Origin of the sequence: Streptomyces sp. 142MFCol3.1, from assembly GCF_000424945.1 — a bacterium.
GTDB classification, from domain to species: domain Bacteria; phylum Actinomycetota; class Actinomycetes; order Streptomycetales; family Streptomycetaceae; genus Streptomyces; species Streptomyces siamensis.
Genome location: NZ_AUKV01000009.1, coordinates 252,841 through 271,862, shown reverse-complemented (window position 1 = coordinate 271,862; position 19,022 = coordinate 252,841). Strand labels below are relative to the sequence as shown.

General features: G+C 69.9%; 16 protein-coding genes. 9 read left to right on the top strand and 7 right to left on the bottom strand.

Going from position 1 to position 19,022, the window contains the following annotated elements; all coding sequences use genetic code 11:
• Positions 1-434 precede the first annotated feature (434 nt).
• Positions 435-1,202: an STAS/SEC14 domain-containing protein gene (locus H305_RS0115590; RefSeq protein WP_028801193.1), complete on the bottom strand. Its 768-nt coding sequence runs from the start codon at positions 1,200-1,202 to the stop codon at positions 435-437.
• 496 nt (positions 1,203-1,698) lie between these two features.
• Between H305_RS0115590 and H305_RS46050 the strand changes: the two genes are divergently transcribed.
• Both H305_RS46050 and H305_RS0115580 read left to right on the top strand, forming a co-directional pair.
• Entirely contained in the window at positions 1,699-2,805 is a 1,107-nt protein-coding gene (locus tag H305_RS46050) for a patatin-like phospholipase family protein (protein ID WP_234020835.1), read from the top strand.
• Positions 2,806-3,768: 963 nt separating this feature from the next.
• Positions 3,769-5,190 carry a selenium-binding protein SBP56-related protein gene (locus H305_RS0115580; RefSeq protein WP_028801192.1) on the top strand — a complete coding sequence of 474 codons (1,422 nt, stop codon included), beginning with the start codon at positions 3,769-3,771 and terminating at the stop codon, positions 5,188-5,190.
• A 403-nt stretch (positions 5,191-5,593) separates the two neighbouring features.
• On the opposite strand, the gene H305_RS53410 is transcribed toward H305_RS0115580, so the two are convergent.
• Positions 5,594-6,028 carry a hypothetical protein gene (locus H305_RS53410; RefSeq protein WP_028801191.1) on the bottom strand — a complete coding sequence of 145 codons (435 nt, stop codon included), beginning with the start codon at positions 6,026-6,028 and terminating at the stop codon, positions 5,594-5,596.
• A 380-nt stretch (positions 6,029-6,408) separates the two neighbouring features.
• Between H305_RS53410 and H305_RS0115570 the strand changes: the two genes are divergently transcribed.
• Positions 6,409-6,909 (top strand): RICIN domain-containing protein, encoded by a 501-nt coding sequence (locus H305_RS0115570; RefSeq protein ID WP_037763992.1) that lies wholly within the window; start codon positions 6,409-6,411, stop codon positions 6,907-6,909.
• A 234-nt stretch (positions 6,910-7,143) separates the two neighbouring features.
• Here H305_RS0115570 and H305_RS0115565 read toward each other — a convergent pair whose 3' ends face one another.
• Positions 7,144-7,611 carry a winged helix-turn-helix transcriptional regulator gene (locus H305_RS0115565; RefSeq protein ID WP_028801189.1) on the bottom strand — a complete coding sequence of 156 codons (468 nt, stop codon included), beginning with the start codon at positions 7,609-7,611 and terminating at the stop codon, positions 7,144-7,146.
• A 98-nt stretch (positions 7,612-7,709) separates the two neighbouring features.
• Between H305_RS0115565 and H305_RS0115560 the strand changes: the two genes are divergently transcribed.
• From H305_RS0115560 to H305_RS0115545, 4 genes are all read left to right on the top strand, one after another.
• Positions 7,710-8,204, top strand: coding sequence for a PaaI family thioesterase (locus H305_RS0115560; RefSeq protein WP_028801188.1), 495 nt, complete (start codon positions 7,710-7,712; stop codon positions 8,202-8,204).
• A gap of 40 nt (positions 8,205-8,244) precedes the next feature.
• On the top strand, positions 8,245-9,057 hold the full coding sequence (locus H305_RS46045; protein ID WP_051370610.1) for an enoyl-CoA hydratase-related protein: 813 nt from the start codon (positions 8,245-8,247) through the stop codon (positions 9,055-9,057).
• A 213-nt stretch (positions 9,058-9,270) separates the two neighbouring features.
• Positions 9,271-10,053: a cyclase family protein gene (locus H305_RS0115550; protein WP_028801187.1), complete on the top strand. Its 783-nt coding sequence runs from the start codon at positions 9,271-9,273 to the stop codon at positions 10,051-10,053.
• On the top strand, positions 10,053-11,699 hold the full coding sequence (locus H305_RS0115545; RefSeq protein WP_028801186.1) for a thiamine pyrophosphate-binding protein: 1,647 nt from the start codon (positions 10,053-10,055) through the stop codon (positions 11,697-11,699). The genes H305_RS0115550 and H305_RS0115545 overlap by 1 nt, the downstream gene beginning before the upstream one ends.
• A 336-nt stretch (positions 11,700-12,035) precedes the next feature.
• On the opposite strand, the gene H305_RS0115540 is transcribed toward H305_RS0115545, so the two are convergent.
• The 3 genes from H305_RS0115540 to H305_RS54005 all read right to left on the bottom strand — a co-directional run bounded on the left by H305_RS0115540 (position 12,036) and on the right by H305_RS54005 (position 14,129).
• Entirely contained in the window at positions 12,036-12,491 is a 456-nt protein-coding gene (locus H305_RS0115540) for a VOC family protein (RefSeq protein WP_028801185.1), read from the bottom strand.
• 364 nt (positions 12,492-12,855) lie between these two features.
• Positions 12,856-13,758, bottom strand: coding sequence for a hypothetical protein (locus tag H305_RS0115535; RefSeq protein ID WP_037763988.1), 903 nt, complete (start codon positions 13,756-13,758; stop codon positions 12,856-12,858).
• A 227-nt stretch (positions 13,759-13,985) separates the two neighbouring features.
• A complete protein-coding gene (locus H305_RS54005) occupies positions 13,986-14,129 on the bottom strand; it encodes a hypothetical protein (protein ID WP_199791406.1) in 144 nt (47 codons plus the stop codon).
• A gap of 349 nt (positions 14,130-14,478) precedes the next feature.
• On the opposite strand from H305_RS54005, the gene H305_RS0115525 reads away from it, so the two are divergent.
• Together H305_RS0115525 and H305_RS0115520 are read left to right on the top strand one after the other, a co-directional pair.
• Positions 14,479-14,823 carry a hypothetical protein gene (locus H305_RS0115525; RefSeq protein WP_028801183.1) on the top strand — a complete coding sequence of 115 codons (345 nt, stop codon included), beginning with the start codon at positions 14,479-14,481 and terminating at the stop codon, positions 14,821-14,823.
• A gap of 1,108 nt (positions 14,824-15,931) precedes the next feature.
• Positions 15,932-17,029 (top strand): alpha/beta fold hydrolase, encoded by a 1,098-nt coding sequence (locus H305_RS0115520; RefSeq protein ID WP_078629058.1) that lies wholly within the window; start codon positions 15,932-15,934, stop codon positions 17,027-17,029.
• Between the two features lie 445 nt (positions 17,030-17,474).
• Here the strand turns inward: H305_RS0115520 and H305_RS0115510 are convergent, their stop codons facing one another.
• Positions 17,475-18,896: a hypothetical protein gene (locus tag H305_RS0115510; RefSeq protein WP_234020833.1), complete on the bottom strand. Its 1,422-nt coding sequence runs from the start codon at positions 18,894-18,896 to the stop codon at positions 17,475-17,477.
• Positions 18,897-19,022 lie beyond the last annotated feature (126 nt).

Below are 19,022 nucleotides of genomic sequence, written 5' to 3'. Positions count from 1 at the left end.
GTCATTCAATACAGTGATATGTAGCGTTAGCGCAGTGATGCCGGCCTGTCGAAGCCGTCGGCGCAGCCGGTCTCGGAGGGCGCGGCGGTGGGGTGCGACCAGCGAGCAGCGATGCTCAGGCCCGCGAGCGTATGACTGCCAGGGGCGTTGGGAGAACTGCCGAGGAGGTGGCTGACGGCCCCGGGGCCAGACGGTGGAATCCTCCGAGCCCACGAGAGTCGACGACCAGGAGACCGGCCCGGTCCGAGGCGCGGGTCGGCGCGATGACAGTGCACACGCCCGTCGAGGCCGTCGACCACATGGCGCGGATGTGTTCGAAGCGGATGCCGGCCGCCAGTCGTGATCGCCTTCTCCTTCGCTCGAGAACGCCGGGATGCGTGACGGTTCGATGCGCGGCCCTTGGGCGTAGCGCCTGGGCGGAGCGGGCTGCCACCTCAACCCGCACCGGCAGTGTTACGGGCGGGCGGGTTCGAGGCCCAGGCGACGGCGTCGTCGAACTCTTCGTATCCGAACTGCCGCACTTCGCCTTGGACGAAGTGCTTCGCAAGGTGCGGCGCGAGGCCGGCGAGCTTGCTGTCGGCCGCCAGCGCGATCCTCCTGACCTTGCGATGATGGTCACGGACGAAACGGACGTGCCGGAGCAGGCTTCCGATGTTCTCCCATCCCGGGAAGGCGCGAGCATGCACCACGACACCGGCCAGTTCGTCGTGGGTTTCGAGCCAGCTGTCCGCCGTCTGTGCCAGCGCGTCGAAGTCCTGTGCGCGCAGGGGCTGTTCGACCTCGACCACGAGAACCTTGGACTCGGACAGGAGCTGGTGGGAGACGCCGGGCCCTTCGGGCAGTGAGACGAGCCAGCGCAGGGCCTCGTCGCGATCCTGGCCACCGAAGACGCGTACCGGACAGGGCATCAGGAAGCTCGCGAACAGGGTCGATTGCCGGATCCAGCCGATGTCGCTGACGACGGCGCACCCTTCGAACAGGCGCATGGCGCCGATCCCGACCTTGAGGTCCTCCCACCCGGCCGCTGGGGTGAACGACCGGAATTGCGGGCCGAACTCGTACAGGAGCCGGATACGGCGGCCTTCCCTGCGCGCGTCGTCGACGAGCGGCTCGATCACCGCTTCGTAGTCGTCCTTCGACACCGTGCCGCTCGCCTTGACGGCGTCGACCCCCAGGGGCACGTCCAGGACTCTGTCAAGCATGCCGTTCCTCTCAGCCGAGACCCACCCTGCTGCCAGAATCTACTCATAACGTGACCTTCCCTCCCATCATGGCAAGACGCCAAGATCTTTGCGACCGCGCCATGGGCGCCCCTCCCGCTCCCCCTGTCCCGATGGCCGGCAGTCAGGAGGCGGGCACGCGGGCGGGAGATACCACTCAGGCCTGAACGGCAGCAAGGCAGGGTGACGGGGCGGCTGCGTCGCCCGCCCCGTCGTATGGGCGGCAAGGCCCCCACCCTCGTCACCCGGCCCGGTCCCGTGGCGCGCCTCGGCAGTCGAGCCGTCGGGGACGGAGCCCGTCGCCCCGCGACCTCCCCCGAAGTGCCCGACTGGTCGGCGTTGCGCGCCTCCTGACCTTCACCGTAAATGGGGAATATCAAGAAATTTTGGATACTCCGGCCGCGTTGTCGTGTCCAGGAAGCCGGTGACAGCGTCGGCCGACGGACATGAGGAGAGGCGACTGGAGATGACGTCGCAGGTGGCGGGGGACGGCAGACATCCGGACGCGCCGTGTTCGCCTCCCGGCCGGCGTCGCGGCCTGGTACTCGGCGCCGGCGGAAGCCTCGGCGCCGCGTGGACGATCGGCGCGCTGTGCGCCCTTGAGGACGCCTACGGATGGGATCCGCGCACCGCAGACGTGATCCTGGGCACCTCCGCGGGTGCCATCGTGGGCTCCATGCTGGCGCTCGGGGCGCGTCCGCGTGACCTGCACGACCACCAGCGGGGTGAGGCGGTGTTGTCCGGCCCGTTCGACCAGGTCCGCGTGGACTACGACACGTGGGTCGGCGGCGCGCTGCCGCACCTCCCCAAGCCGGGCATCGGGTCGGTCAAACTGCTGGGGAGCCTGGCCAGACACCCGCACCGGATGCCGTTCACGACCCTACTCGCAGCCTGCGCACCGCCGGGGCGGGGAAGCCTCAGCGGCGTGCACGACCTGTTCCGTCAGCTCGGGATGGCTGACCGCTGGCCCGCCAACCCGGCGCTGCGCGTGGTCGCGGTCGACCTCGACACCGGCACGCGCGTGCTGTTCGGGGTACCGGACGCCCCTCACACCGGCCTGGCCTCCGCGGTGGCGGCTTCCTGTGCCCTGCCCGCCTGGTTCGAGCCCGTGCCGATCGACGGGCGACGGTACGTGGACGGTTGCGCTTGGTCGGACACCAACCTAGACCTGCTGGCCGGGGAGGAACTGGACGAGGTGTTCGTCCTGGCACCGACCTCCGCCCGCCGGATGGACCGCCCGCGCAGTATCCCCGCCAGAGTCGAGCGGCGCCTGCGCGCAATCGCGACCCGGCGCCTGCTGCACGAAGCCCGACTCGTACGGGAGGCTGGCACTCGGGTTCGGCTGATCGTTCCCGGGCCAAAGGATCTGGCAGCCATGGGCGCGAATCTGATGGACACGCAGCAGCGGCTGACCGTCCTGGACACCTCACTGCAGACTACCGCCGCATCCCTGCACAGCCCCCGCCCGCAGCAGAGCGGCACACCGGCCGAGCCAGGCACGCCCGGGCCGACGCGCGGGCTGACCGAGCGAAATTCCACGCAGCCGGCCACCGCCGAAGACCAGTCCACGATCAGGCGGCTCTGAGCCTGCCAGGTCGACTGAGCTGCCGGGTTTCGTATCGACGGGCATCGACGACCAAGGGGCCGACGATGTCCTACGGGGCGAGAGCGCCGGCCCGCGCCGCGACCATCAGCCGGCATCTCATCGGTGCGCATGCAGCCGGGACGCATCGGCCCCGAGCCTGTGCACGCGGGGCCACGGTCTCGCCGCGTGGGTTCGGGACAGCCAGGGGCGCCCCCGCGCGCGGGCAGCCCTGCAGACACCGCACTCGGCCACCAACGCCGTCACCGGCGAAGTGCCCCTCGACCGACACCGGCACGCCGTCCCGGTTCCCCGCCTTCGACGAGGTCTGGCTGCGACTGCTGGCGACACACCGCGGATCCGCGACCCACTCCCCCGGCAGGCGTGACGGCCCCGACCCCCGCCCCCGGCGGACGGCTCACCGGCTTGTGGGCGAGGAGTGAACCACCCCTCCCGCAAGCCGACGGCACCGAACGGGCGACGAGCGGGGCCCGACGGCAGGCCACACGGACCGGGCGGGGTCCCACGGCACCAGTTCATCCGGGCGTCCCGGACATCCCCCGGCCACCAGCACGCCGGCCTCGACGGGCCGCGCAAACAGCGGCACACGATCACGCGGATCTCTCGCCGTACCGTCGCTGCCGAGACCGACAGATCCTGTCCGACGATCAGGCCGGTTCAGCGCGCGGCGTCCGACACGAGCGGCGTCCGACACGGTCGACCGGCAAAGCGGCCCGAAGGCCTGGTGTCCGCTCGGCGCCCGCGCTCTCGGGCGTGCCGCGGAAGAGCCGCACGCTGTGCGGTCCGCTCCCCGCGCTGCCGCCTTGGCAGGTCTCCGGCGCCGTGAAACGCTTGTTTCAGTGGCATATCCGTCCCGCGTCTGTACATCGATCTCGAACGGGTGAGCCCGGCTGCCTGCCGGAAGCCCTGCGGATCCACGCTCCCGTTCGGGAGTAAGGAACAGCCATGACGACGATCGAGCACGCTCACGACCACAGTGACCCCACCTTGTACCGCACCCCGGCGGACGCCGTCTCCGCGCCCCCGGAGAAACTCGCCTACGTCGTCGGTTTCGACCCGACCGCACAGCGCGCGGACGCGTTGTTCACCGTCGGCACCGACCCCGAGTCCCCCGAATACGGCCGCGTGATCTCCCACGCCGAGCTGCCCGGCCTGGGCAACGAGCTGCACCACTTCGGCTGGAACGCCTGCTCGAGCGCGCTGGCGCATGCCGGCCATCAACACGCCGCGCGGCGCTACCTCATCGTCCCGGGACTTCGCTCCTCGCGGCTGCACGTCTTCGACACCAGCCCCGACCCCGCCCGCCCGCGCCTGGTCAAGGTGATCGAGCCCGAGGAGCTGGCAGCCAAGGCCGGATATTCGCGTCCCCACACGATCCACTGCGGCCCCGACGGAGTCTTCATGTCCTGCCTGGGCGGCTCGGACGGTGCGGACGGGCCCGGCGGGGTGGCGCTACTGGACCACGAAACCTTCGAAGTGCTGCGCGCCTGGGAGAGCGACCGCGGACCACAGCGGCTCGCCTACGACGTCTGGTGGCATCTGCGCCAGAACATCGCCGTGACCAGCGAGTGGGGGACCCCCTCGATGGTCGAGGACGGCCTCGTCCCCGAACTGCTGCTGGGGCGCAAGTACGGCCACTCGCTGCACTTCTGGGAGCTGGACTCCGGGCGGCACCTGCAGCGTGTCGACCTGGGGGACGAGAACCAGATGGTGCTGGAGCTGCGTCCCGCGCACGACCCCGAGGCGACGTGGGGGTTCACAGGCACCGTGGTCAGCGTGGAGGACCTCTCGGCGTCGGTGTGGCTGTGGAACCGTGAGGGCGAGGACTTCGTGGTCCGCAAGGTGATCACCATCCCCGCCGAGCCCGCGCCGGCGCAGGACCTGCCCCCGGCGCTGCAGCCCTTCGGCGCCGTGCCCCCGTTGATCACCGACATCGACCTGTCGGTGGACGACCAGTGGCTCTACGTATCCGCATGGGGAACCGGTGATCTGCTCCAGTACGACGTGAGCGATCCGTTCCACCCGAGGCAGACCGCCTCCGTGCGCCTGGGCGGCGTCGTCAGCCGACAGCCACATCCCGCCGAGCCGGACACGCCGCTGACCGGCGGAGCACAGATGGTCGAACTGAGCCGCGACGGGCAGCGCGTGTACCTGACGAACTCCCTGTACGCCGCCTGGGACGCGCAGATCTATCCGGCAGGCATCGACCCGTGGATGGTCAAACTCGACGCCGACACCGTGCACGGCAGCCTCAGCGTCGACAGCCGGTTCTTCCCCAACACCCCCGATTTCCTTGGCTTGCGCGTACACCAAACACGCCTGCAGGGCGGCGACGCTTCCTCGGATTCATACTGCTACCGCCACTGACCACCTGTGCCCTGCCGGCACCGGCGCCAAGGCTGCGAGCGCGTCCGAGACGCCGGGCTCACACGCGAGCACAGTCTGCAGGCACTTCCTGTGACCGACACGGCAGGAATCCCTGAACTCCCCCTGCCGCGCTCACTCTCCACACCTGCGAGCGCGCCGACTCGCCTACCCGGGCCGGCAGAAATCCGCTTCACACACCAGAACGTGGTGAGTGCGCGGGAGCGTCCGAGGACATGGCCGGCCGATTCGCCTGTCCGGGGCCGTTCTTGACGAGCCCCGGCGGCGTAATGGACCTGCCCCTGGACGCGCGACGGACGCGGCCCTGCCGTCCCCGGGCATCACCCGCCGTCCTCTTCCGGCGGGCCTGCCGAAGCTGTTGCTGAAGCGCAAGAAGCAGCAGGGCTCACTTCTTGCAGGGGAAGGTCACCTGCGCGCTGCGGACGCTCTTCTTCTGGTCCGGCAGGTGGAGCGTGACGTACCCGGTCACCGCCTTCGCGTTCCTGGGTGCCGGCACGTCCACGACCTGAAGGACGACCTTGGTGGAGGTGCCCCCGCCGAAGGCAAGGGATCCCGGGGAGACCCGGGCGCGGCTGGTGTTCACGGTCCAGTAGTAGCGGACCGCGCCCGGCCCGGTCGCCGTGATCTTCCCGTCGAAGGCCATGGCCACGGGAGCGCCGTTGCACTCGACGCGCTCCCCGGACTTCAGCAGGGTGACCACTTCGACCTTGGTGACCTTCACCGCCTGCTTGCCCCCGCTCGTCCCGGCGGTTCCGGCCTTCGCCCCGTATGCGGGGGCGAGGGCCACCGAGGAGGCGAGGAGCGGGGCTGCGAGGAGCATGAGGTGTCGATGCCGCATCGTGCTGCCTTCCGGATGAGGAAAGCCCCCGATCTCGGTCCCAGGATATCGGCGGCCGGCTCGAGCGGCCCGGCCGCCGGGGTCAGCCCTGCGAGGGGTCGGCGCCCTGGCCGGACCCGGAACAGTGCTGCTCAGCCGTACGGCGACTTCGCCCCCGCACCGCGACCGCCGAGGCCGCGGCCTCCGAGACCCCCACACGCGCCCTCACGGTTCTCACGGACCACGACGCAGTCCGCCCGCTTTGGGAAGAGCGGGCCCGCTTGTCTGTGAATGGACGTCCCGGTCCCGATCACGGCGATCGCCTGCAACCATGTGCCGGTGCCAACTCACGGAAGCCAGGCGACGATTGAGAGGAATCGATCATGTCCGCTTTCGGCAGAGCAATCAGGCGCGCCATGTCGGCCATCGGGTCGGCATCGGTGCTCGCCTTGCCGCTGACCCTGGCCGCGCCGGGGACAGCCACCGCCGCTGAGACCGCGGCGACCAGCCTCGACCGGTTCGCGAACTACGAGTACAAGCAGTGCATCGAGGAGAACTCCTTCTACAACTTGTGGTCCCAGGACTGCGGGATCGGCTATTCGGACCTGTACTGGCGGTGGACTGGCGCCACCAACACGTCCTCGACGCTCCAGAACTACATATGGGACCACTGCCTCGACAGCAACTCGGCCGGAGATGTCTACGCCAACGGGTGCAACGGCGGGAACAACCAGCTGTGGCAGGTCATTCAACCCGCGCCGGCAAGTGCCGTGATGCTCCGCAACACAGCGACCCGCCTCTGCCTCTACCAGACGTCCGGCGGCCTCTACCGGACGACGGTTTGTGACCGCAACGCGCGCGACCAACGGTGGACCATCGGCTGAACGACCGGTGCCTCACCGCGAGAACGACGACATGGCGGCGGCCGGGGCACGGATGCGGAAGACGCCACCGCGGCCGATGAGCAGTGTGGGGTATCACTCAGCCTCGGCGCGGGTCCGGGCCGGATACCGGACGCGTCGCCGGTGAGCGGAATGCTGTCGCCGTTCCGGGTGGTGAAGGAGCGGCCCGGGGTCCGGGCCGCTCCCTTTCAGGCGTCTGCGGCCGCCGCCGTGGTGTCAGCTCCGGGGCCGGGCCGCGGGTCCCGGCAGGACGGTGACCTCGGTCGGGGAGAGAGCCGCGTGCTCGTCGGAGCACTCGACCACGACGCGCACCGGGGCACCGCAGTCGCTGTGCTGGATGTCGAGCACTGGGCCCTCGGGGTCCCCGACGTATGTCTCGCCCCACTGTCGGAGCGCCACGAGGACGGGCCACAGATCCCGGCCCTTGGGGGTCAGGCGGTACTCGTGGCGGGTCCGGCTGCCCTGCTCCTGGTACGGCACGGTCCGCACGATCCCGGCCTCGACCAGCTTGCGGAGCCGGCCGGCCAGGACAGCCTCCGAGAGTCCTACATGGCGGCGGAAGTCGTCGAAGCGACGGACCCCGTTGAAGGCGTCACGCAGGATCAGCAGCGTCCACTTCTCGCCGATCAGGTCGAGGGTGCGCTGGACTGTGCAGTTCTCTGTGCTGATCTCCAGCCACTTCATGCCGTCATCGTAGGCAAGCCACCTGGCTTTGTCATTGACAGTCAGCATCTTCCCGGGCTAGCTTCACAAAATAAAGTCAGAGGAGGTAGCACAGCCGCATGGAACGGTCTCGCACATACGACTGGGAAGACCCCACGATCTCGGCGGCCGCCGTCGGGCAGGGCTCCGGGCTTGAGTTCCTCCGGGAGATCCTCGCCGGACGTGTGCCCTCGCCGCCGGTCGCCGCGACGCTGGGCTTCGCCCTCGAAGAGGTGGACCACGGACGCGCGGTGTTCTCCCTGGTGCCCGGCGAGGAGCACTACAACCCCATCGGCAGCGTGCACGGCGGGATCTACGCGACGATGCTCGACTCGGCCGCGGGGTGCGCGGTCCAGTCCACCCTGCCGCAGGGCATGGGCTACACGTCGCTCGACCTCACGGTGAAGTTCCTGCGCCCCATCACGGTCGACACCGGAAAGATCCGCGCCGTCGGCGGCGTCCTCAGCAGCGGCCGACGTACCGCACTCGCCGAGGCCCAGCTGCTGGACGGATCGGATCGCCTTCTCGCGCACGCCACCAGTACGTGCATGGTGTTCCCGCTGCCCACCGCCTGACCCGCACTCCCCCAGAGCACACCCCCGACACGGAGGCGACGTGACCCTCGACCGCACCATCCGGCTCGGCAGGCCGTCCGCCTCCGGCCCCGCCGGGAAGATCCGCGTCGACCGTGCGGGGGCGCTGGTCACCCTCACCATCGACAGGCCCGACCAGGGCAACGCACTGACCCTTGCCATGTACCGCGCTCTGGCCGCCGCCGTCGCCGAGGCGGATGCCGACCAGGGCGTACGGGCCATCATGCTCACCGGTGCGGGCCAGGACTTCTGCTCCGGGAACGACCTCGACGACTTTCGCGCCCACCCCGGAACGGCCCTGACCCTCAGCTCCCCCGTCCTCGAGTTCCACAAGGCCATACGGCGCAGCCATACCGTTCTCGTCGCGGCCGTGGACGGGGCCGCCGCCGGAAGCGGCGCCACCGCGCTGCTCCACTTCGACCTCGTCTACGCGACCCGTCGCAGCCATCTGCAGTACGCGTTCGTCGACCAGGGCGTCGTACCGGACGCCGCCGCCAGCCTCCTGCTCCCGCAGCGTCTCGGGCCCCAGCGTGCCGCCCAGCTCCTGCTCCTGGGCGCGCGCCTCTCCGCCGCACAGGCCGCACAACTCGGCCTGGTATCCGAGGTGTTCGAGAGCCGCGAGCATCTCGATACCCGCGTCGCCGAGCAGGTGGCGACCCTGCTGGACGCGCCCGAGGCGGCACTCAAAGCCACGCGCGCACTGCTGAGGCCCACCGGGGCCGACCCGCTGCTGCGCATGTCGGCCGAGACGGCTGCCTCCGCCCGGCTACTGGGCTCGGCGAACACGGCCGCGCGCAACGTCTCCCGCGCAGGCGGCCCCACGTCCGCACCCTAGGAAGCGGGTCCCGGGCCGCAGTCGGTCGAGCGCCGACGCCCGGCTGAACGGACGGTGCTGAAGTCCCACAGGGTGACGGCTCGTGCGGAAGTCCTTCGTGCGACCGTGTCGAACCCGCGCGCGACCTGGGCATGGGCTGACACTCTGGGGAGTCCAGCCGTCGTCAACGCGTCCTGCGTCGGCGACAGTTCAGTCCTGCCTCAGGAGGTCGTCATGCCCAAGCCCTCCATCCTCGCCGCCCTGGCGGCCGCTTTGCGCAGTGGTGCGATCGAAGTCGTCGACCTCACCTCCCCGTTGTCGTCGTCCACTCCGGTGATCCAACTGCCCGCCGAGTTCGGTCAGACGGCGGTGTTCGAACTGGAGGAGATCAGCAGGTACGACGACCGGGGCCCGGCCTGGTACTGGAACAACTTCCGCAGCGGTGAGCACACCGGCACACACTTCGACGCGCCGGTGCACTGGGTGACCGGGAAGGATCGTGCGGACGTCGCGTCGGTGCCGGCACGTCGGCTGATCGCACCCGCGGCGGTGCTGGACTTCTCCGCCGCGGCCGCGAAGGACCCCGACTTCCTCGTCGAGGTGGATCACATCAAGGCCTGGGAGGCGGACAACGGCTCCCTGCCCGATGGCGGCTGGATGTTGCTCCGTACCGGTTGGGACGCCCGCTCGCACTCTCAGGAGGCGTTCGTCAACGCCGACGAGAACGGACCCCACACCCCCGGACTGTCGCCGGAATGTGCCCGGTGGCTGGCGGAGGAGTCGCCGGTGATCGGCCTCGGTGTCGAGACGGTGGGGACCGACGCCGGGCGAGCGCACTCCTTCGACCCGGCCTTCCCCTGCCACTCGTACCTCATGGGCAGTGACAAGTACGGGCTGACCCAGTTGCAGAACCTGGCGGCCCTGCCCCCGACCGGCGCTGTCGTCATCGCGGGCCCCTTGCCCATCGTCACGGGCTCCGGAGCTCCCGCACGGGTGCTGGCTCTGGTGGAGCGCTGATGAAGGTCGCGCAGGCCGTGGGCCGGGCGGTGGCCGCGGCCGGGGTCGACCACGCGTTCGGTGTGGTCGGTTCGGGCAACTTCCATCTGACCAATGCGATGGTCGCGGCGGGCTGTCGGTTCGTCGCCGCTCGCCACGAGGGCGGTGCGGCGACCATGGCCGACGCCTACGCGCGAACGAGCGGCACGGTGGCCGCGCTGAGCGTGCACCAGGGCCCCGGCCTGACGAACGCCATGACCGGCATCGCCGAGGCGGCCAAGAGCCGTACACCCCTTCTCGTGCTGGCCGCCGAGGTGACCGAACCGCGCTCCAACTTCTACGTCGACCAGGAGGCGCTCGCGCAGGCGGTGGGCGCTGTCACGGCGCGCGTGACGTCGGCGCAGGACGCGGTCGCGCAGGCCGCCGCCGCGGTACGACGAGCCGTGCACGAGCGGCGCACCGTGGTGCTCAACCTTCCGCTGGCGGTGCAGGCCCTGGAGGCACCCGACAACGCGCTGTCCTCGACCGCCCCGCCGCCCGGACGCACGGCGGTCGAGCCGACGGGGGCCGACGTGGCCGCGCTGGTGGAGGCGCTCCGACAGGCGCGGCGGCCCGTCTTCGTAGCCGGCCGTGGCTCTCGCACGCCGGGCTGCCGGGACGCCCTCGCGTCACTCGCCGAGCGCTACGGCGCGCTGCTGGCGACCTCGGCCGTCGCCCGCGGACTCTTCCACGGCAACCCGTGGTCGCTCGACGTGTCCGGGGGCTTCTCCTCGCCCGTGGCGGCCGAGTTGATCCGGGCGGCTGACCTGATCGTGGGGTGGGGCTGCGCACTGAACATGTGGACGATGCGGCACGGCCGGCTGATCGGCCCGGACGCCACAGTCGTGCAGGTCGACGACGACGCGGACGCGCTCGGCGCGCACCGGAACGTGCGGCTCGGCATCGTCGGCGATGCGGAGCTCACGGCCCGGCGCGCGCTCGACCTCACCGCGGGCGGCGCATCACGACAGGGCTACCGGACCGCCGACGTCCAGGCGGCCATCGGCGCACGAGTCCGGTGGCGGGACGTGCCCTACGACGACGAAGGCGGCCGCGAGCGGATCGACCCACGGACCCTGAGCATCGCGCTCGACGACATCCTCCCCGCCGAGCGCGTGATCGGCGTGGACTCCGGCAACTTCATGGGCTACCCGAGCATGTATCTGTCGGTGCCGGACCACAACGGCCTGTGCTTCACCCAGGCGTTCCAGTCGATCGGCCTGGGGCTGGCGACCGCGATCGGCGCCGCGCTGGCCCAGCCGCAACGGCTGCCCGTGGCCGCGCTCGGCGACGGAGGCGCGCTGATGAGCGCCGTGGAACTCGACACCGTACGTCGGCTCGGGCTTCCGATGGTGGTCCTCGTGTACAACGACGACGCGTATGGAGCGGAGGTGCACCACTTCGGGCCGGACGAGCATCCGCTCGACACGGTCAGGTTCCCGCCGACCGACATCGCCGCCGTGGCGCGAGGGTACGGCTTCGAGGCGGTGACCGTGCGTACACCCGCGGACCTCAAGGCCGTCGAGGACTGGGTCGGCGGGCCACGCTCGGCGCCTCTGCTCATCGATGCCAAGGTGGTCAGTGACCGTGGGGCCTGGTGGTTGGAGGAGGCGTTCCGTGGCCACTGACCTTCGCTGAGGCAGTGGGCAGCCTCAACCTGTTCCGCCGATGCAACGAGACGGCGTCTGGCACCGGGTCCTCACCCGACTTCGGTCCCAGGCCGACGCGAGGGGCGGGATCACGTGGGACCTGAGCGTCGATTCCACAGTGTGTCGCGCCCATCAGCATGCGACAGGGCCAGGAAGCAAAGGGGACCTACAGAAGGAACCACCGGGCGTAGTGCTGACCGAGCCCTGTGATCACGGGCTGGGACGCCGGGTAGCCAAGCTCTCCGTCCGCCACAGGCGACGATGCTGGTCGCAGCCGTGAACGAGTGGCTGTGACCAGCACCGTCGCAGCGGCCCTCAGACGACGTCGAATTCGTTGCCCTCGGGGTCCTGCATGGCGGTGGCGTAGAACCCCATGTCCGGCTCATCCTTGATCCGCAGCACGGTGGCACCAGCCTTGACCAGCCGTTCCACCGTGGACTTGACCAGCTGTGTGCGGACGTCCAGTGGGGCCTCACGGCCCCCACCGACCTTCAGGTCGAAGTGCCAGCGGTTCTTGGTGACCTTCGGCTCCGGTACGTGCTGGAACCACACCCTCGGTCCACGTCCCGCCGGATCGATGATCGACTCCGGAGTATCCCCGGCACCGGCCGGCAACTCTGCCTCGGGCACCCCCACCGCCGTCCAGTAGGCACGCCACGTGGCGTGGCCGCCCGGCGGAGGCTCAGGCACGTAGCCCAGGGCCTCGGCCCAGAAGGTCACCATTCGCCGCGGATCGGAGCAGTCGATCGTCAGCTGCACTGTCATCTCCATCCTTGGAGCATCCCAGGCAGGTCTGACACACGATCCACTTTCGCAGCAGGCCCTGACGACCTGGTGCCCGGTGTTCGCGACCTTCTGCCGCTACGGATGATGCTGCAGACTCCAGCCCCGCCGAGGCAAGCCTGCTCGAAGCTCACCGTCGCCGGCGGGCGGAGGGCCCCGGGCGGCGTCCCGCACGACGGAGGTGAGGACCACGCGCTTCAGCGCCGACGGTTGCGGCGCTCGGCCTACCGTCGGCGGGGTACTCGACCCCTGAAGCCGTAGTGGCCGGTTCCGCGGCCCGAACGGCGAGACCCCCAGCCGATCGAGGGGCACCCGCCGAACGCGGCAGCTGCGGAGCCGCGCGGATGCCTTTCTAGAGGTCTGCGATGGCCATCCACAGATCCACGTCGGAGACCATCAGCCGGCCCGGCCGCTGAGCGGCCGTGTCCGGGACAACCGCCCGCACCATGGGCTGGTCCCCCTTCTCGACGGTCACCTTCGTGCCGTCGAACTTCGGTGTCTTGGCGGCGACGACCGAACGCAGTCTGGCTGCGGCGCGGTTGGCGGTCGCCTCGTCCTTGACCACCAGGCACAGCACCTCGGTGTTCTTGGCGGCGTCGGCAGCCTGCTGGCCGAGGGCGGACAGCCGTACCGGCTTGTCGGGGGTGAGTGGATTGAAGTCGGCCCGATAGACATCGCCCAGGCACTCGGATGCGCGCCGATACTCGTCCATGTCGGCCAGCGCAGCGCCGTCCTTCGGGTTGACGGCGGACAGGGGTGGTGTGTCGTCCTGAGAGGAGTAGGAGATCTCGTCCTTCGAGACCTGGAACGAGGGACCCGTGCGGCCGGGGCGCGTCCAGGACTCGTCGTCTCCGCTCTGCTTGTAGCCCTTCGACTTCAGCGAGGTGGTGATGGCCACCGCGTCGAACGAGCCCTCCCAGTGGCCCGCGTTCTTGGTGTCGACAGCGGTGTCGATCTGAGTGACCTTCAGGTGCTGGCCCCACGGCCCGGGCTCGTACGCGTTCAGCAGGCTGCTGCCCGGCTGACCGACGGAGGCGAACCGCGTCTCATCGCCCTTGCTCAGCTCACGCACCTTTTCGGCGTGGAGGTAGGTGACCTGGCTGGTGCTGTTGTCCTCGGTCAGAGCGCCCAGCCCCTCCAGCACCGTGGAACTGCTGTCGCCATGACCGGAGTCGGACGAACAGCCGGTACCAGCAGCCAGAAAAACGGCGAGTGCGATGGCACCGAGGACAGATCTGCGCGCTGTTGTGAGCATGGCGAAGAAGCTTAGCGGCGTTGCTACGGAGGATCCGATCCCACCGGCTCCCGACCGTCGGGGCCAGCCAGTAACAGCGGTCGGGTTGAGCCGAGTTCCTGCATGGCGGAGGAGGGCGGGCCGCCTCGGGAGCGCTGCGGGCAGCCCCGCCACTCGGTCATGGAGCTCACTCGGGTCGCCGGACGGCGACGGTCGTACCTGATGGCCGACGGCCGCATGTTCCACAGCTACGACATGACACCCGAGCCGCTGCTCAAGTGCCCTGTGCCACCATCGTCGGCGACCAGGACGACGATGCGGACCTCCACCTGGGGCATGACCACCTCCCGGAAGGTCGGGTCGGCCGCCATCTCCGCAGCGGTGCCGCCCATCCTGACCAGGTCCGCGAGCAGTTGTCGGGAGCTTCCTCGGGCCCCCGACCCCGCGACCTTTAAGCGGTGCGCCGCAAAGGCCGATCACGCGTGCAACGGTCCACCAAGCGCAGCCCTGGCCACTCATCCGGCAGCTCGCCGGCACGACCCGACCCTCCTGAGGACCATCGGCCGTAGTTGTACCGCCCAGGTTTACCCGGATTCTCCAACTCGCGCCGTAGGCGGTCTTGAAGCCCTCGGCCTAACGTCGGGCAAGACTGCACATCGTGGACAGGGGGACATCATGTACCGCAGCAACTTCCGTGTCTGACACCGAAGTTGGTTCCGTCGATCCGGTCTGGCGCTGGGGATGACCGGGGCCGTCGCGGGCCTGATCCTGAGCACCGCCCCGCAATCGGCCGCCGCGGTCCCGTACCGGAACTGGACCCAGGCACCGGGCAACGACGCCGGCGTCACCTTCGATCCCTGCGGGGATTACTGGAAGCTCTGGGACAACGTTCGTGACGGGCTCGTCGTCACCGCCGTCTACAACTACAAGGGCGTCGCCGATCGCTGGAAGGCCGCCATCCAGGTCAACGACGGTCATGCGAGCGTCAGCCACAACGTGAGCGAGAAGCACCACATCTACTTCAAGATCATCAGCCCCTACGGCGACTCTCCGATCGTCGAGTACAAGACCAACGGCGTCTGCTGACCCGGGGATTACGGACACAGCACCCACGGCAGCCCCGGGCTGTCCGTCCGCACCCGCGGGTGCGGACGGACAGCCCGCGGGGCTGCCGTCGCGCCCTCACGTCGAGCCTCACGACCGAGGACCCGTCCAGCAAGACGTGGAGAGAGGGACGGATGAGGACGGCGGCGAGAACAGGGCTGCACTGGCGCCATCCCCGTCGCCCGCGCACGGACACCTCCCGGAGTCTGGATCCGGTCGGGCGTCACCAGGACCATGCGCTGCACGACACCTGGTCGTGCAGGGCAGGGCGGGCTGTCACAGGACGGCCGTGCGTGACCGATGAGGCGGCCCGCCGCGTCCCCGTGGGGCCGGAATTCGGTCAGCACGCCACAGAGCCGCCAAGCCGTCCGCCTGAGCGTGCAGCGATCACACGGCCTACGCCCGTCGACAAGGGCGGGTGGGTGAAGACCACCAGCAGCACGACCGGGGTGTCGGCGGTGGCGAACCGCACTCGGGACCGACCCTCGCAGGTCGGGTCCACCCGGTCACTTCGCCGTCGTCGTCGCCGGCCCGCCGCAGGGCAGCAAGGCAGCAGGGCACGAGCGCATCCGTGCGCGGTCGGCTTCGGGGACAGGGCGGGTGAGGGGATGCAGCGCCACCGCACCTCATATATTTACGAGCATATACTCGCGTTTGCGGAATAGCAATGACGGCCACCCCACCACACCCCTGACCCCGTAACGCCAAAGACGGACTTACGGCATACTTAGAACTAGGAGCATATACTCCTAATGTCGGCACGCAGACAGGATCGGCCACACCGCCGCGCCTGGGACACCCACGAGCACACCCCCCAGGGGCCGTGCGACCGCGGGCGCCCGGTTCCGCGGTATCCATTGGCCGACCGCTGCACACCCCGACCGAAAAGGCCGACACGCCCGAGGATCGGACGACTTTCACCCTGGCACGCACAAACCCGCACCCGCGGGAGTCAGCCGCGGAGGGGGTCTCCCAGTCCACGCGCGCGCGGGGTGGACGGGGTTACACCCCTCCCGTGTCACCACCTTGACAGGTGATATGTCGCGTGCGCATCTCATTGCAATCCCAGTGTTTTGCGAAAGGAAATTTAGTGAACAGCTCTCCCACGGAGTCCGCCGATCAGAGCGCCGCCGGCGCTGAATCGGCGCAGGTCCGCCACGGATTCTCGCGGCGCGCGTTCGTCGGTGGCGCCGCCGCCGCGGCCGCCGGTGTGTCGCTGGTCGGCGCGACCGCGATCCCCGCCGCAGCCCATCCTGTCCGGCGCAGGTCGGAGCGGGTCTTCGGGTCGGTGTCGACCGCTCCGCGGCTGCCCGCCGGGTTCACGGCGACGTTCAAGAGCCGCTTCGTCCGGGCGAACGGGATCCGCCAGCACGTCGTGGTCGGCGGTGACGGTCCGCCGCTGCTGCTGGTCCACGGCTGGCCGCAGAACTGGTACGCCTGGCGCCTGCTCATGCCGGAACTCGCCAAGAAGTACACGGTCATCGTGCCCGACCAGCGGGGCATCGGCCTGACCGATAAGCCGGCCGCCGGCTACGACACCAAGACTCTGGCCAACGACCTCGTCGCCCTGATGCGGGCGCTGGGCCACGAGCGATTCGCCGTCGTCGGCCACGACACCGGCCTGATCATCAGCTACGCCCTGGCCGCCGACCACCCCGAGCGGGTCGCCCGCCTCGCCGTCGCCGAGGTTCCCGGTCCGCCCGGGGCCGGCCCGTCCCCGGAGTTGTTCATCGAGGAGAAGTACAACAACAAGCTCTGGCACATCCCGTTCAACCGGGTCAACCACGAGATCACGGAGAAGCTGGTGAGGGGTCGCGAGGACGTCTTCTTCGGCTACGAGTTCGATATCCAGGGCGGCAAGAAGCAGCCGAAGTACGCCCGCGAGTACTACGTCCGCCTCTTCTCCAACCCCGAGGCGCTGCGCGCCGGGTTCGGGTTCTACCGCGCCTGGGACGCCATCGTCGCGCAGAACAAGAAGCGCTCCGAGACGGCGCTTCCGATGCCCGTCCTGGCCGTCGGCGGCGCCGAGAGCTGGGGGCCGGGGGTCGGTGAGGGCTTCAAGCCCCTCACCACCTCTCTCCAGACCGTGGTCATTCCCGGCGCCGGCCACTGGATCGCCGAGCAGGCCCCCGAAGCCATGCTCGACGCACTCGGCACCTTCCTCACCCCGTACCGCACAGGCCGCTGATCCGACTTGGCGGGGCCGCACCACTCCGCAGCCCCGTCACCGGGCGGCCGGGCCCCGGCACACACACGCCGCGGCCCGGCCGCCGGACCACGACCACGCCCGCGCCCGCGCCCGCGCCCTCATCGTCGCCCTCGCCCTCGCCACCCTGATGGGCACACGTCATGTTCGGCAAAATCGGAGCAAGACTTCTGAGCCCTTCACGCCCAGCTCGCACGACGGCTCCCCGACGCCACCGCTTTGCGTACCAAGGCCGAGCCCCGGGTTCTCCCCCAACTCCGTGTCATCGCACACCCAATCGAGGCCACTCCCAGCAGGCCGGTCGGCCTGGTGTCCCGGCCTTAGGTGAGCGATAGCAGAGGAAACATCGCGTTCAGTCTCGGCAACTTGTGTGGTGCCTCTTCCTCTCGTCGCACGGTCCACCATCCCTGTATGCCTGCGGGCGTGTTCAGCTGTCCAACCCGGCCTCCCACTTGCGCCGGCGCAGCACGTAGTCGCTGAAAAGGTGTCGGCTCCGGTCGAGCAGTTCTGCCACCTCGGGGTCCCCGCGCCGCACGTCCGCCGGCGGATGCCAGCGCTGCACGGATTGCCCGGCCCAGATACGCAGCTTTGCATCCGGGTCGTCCAACAGGCCGACCGCCGCGCGCAGCGCCGCGATGCCGCCCTGCGCGGCGAGCAGCCTGAAGGCGCCGACGCGGACGTGCCGCGGCAGCTCGGGGCTGGTGCGTTCCAGGAGCCAGTCGGTCGGCAGTTGGTGTGCCGAGGGCAGCAAAGCGACCACAGTCTCGCGGACGACACCGGCGCCAGGGTCGTCGAGGAGCGGCCTGAGTCGCTTGGCATCCACGCAGTCCAGTGCCCGGAGTCCTGCCACCGCCCGCGCCCGTACCCCAGTCGTCGGGTGCGTGAGCAGCGGCCACAGCAGTCCGGCGTCCGCACGGTTGCCGCACTCGGCCAGCCCGATGACCGCACCGGGCGGCAGTGCGGGGTCACGCGGAGCGTCGCACCGCTCTCGGTACCAGGCAGTCGGATCGCCTCCCGTCTGTCGTACGACATACCGGGCGCAGGCGCGTACGAGTGCGGACCGGTCGCTGAGAAACGGCTCCGCTTGCTCTGGCCGCCCCGCGCGCCGTAGCCCGGTGACGCCGGCCGCACGGATCCGTGGGTTGCGCGCGGACAGCAGCGGAGACAGCACATCCGCCTGCGCGTGTTCATCCCCCAGAGCCGTGAGTGCCGCTGTGGCACACAGGTCTTGGACCACGGAGTCCTGGTCCCGGACGGCGCTGCGGGCCAGCTCTACGGCACTGAGCCGCCGGCCCTCGACAGCCAGCCGGTAGGCATACCGCCGGACCATGCGGTCGGACGCGGTGAGGAGGGCAGCGAGCTGTGTGGGGGACGCCCGGCTCAGGACCTGACCGAGTACATCGACGCCGAAAGCGCCTTTGCCGCGGCGCCCGACGAGGAGGATGAGCGGCGCGAGGTCGAGGGCAGCATTCACGTCCAGTCGCTCGCACAGCACCTGCCGGGCGCGCTCGCGCACGGGGCCGACCCAATCGGCGCAACGGATCACGATCAACGGGAGCAGACCGGGGCGTCGGGCCGCTGGGCGTACCGCCTGCTGGCGGATCCGCCCGTCGCGGTGGCACAGGGCGAGTGCGAGCTGCGACTCGCCGAGCTGAGTCAGGTCGGTGGGCAGCGCGGCGAAGCGGTCCCATTGCGACAGGGACTGCGAGCGGTGCCATGCCACCTCCCGCACGGCTGCGTCCAGCGCAAGCCAGTCACGGGGGTCGGCAACAAGGAGCGTGCTCCGAAGCGGCGCGCCTCCCGCGAGCCGCACCACTGCCGCTGCCGCGACCTCGATGTCCTCAAGCATTCCCGCCCCTCCAGCAGCCGTGCGGGGTGATCGTATGTCGCGGCCTCCACACACGGCGCGTGAAATATGTCCCGTGATCGCCGGGGGCCACGCCCCGCCACTCCGCACGACGGCTGCGTGGAGTCT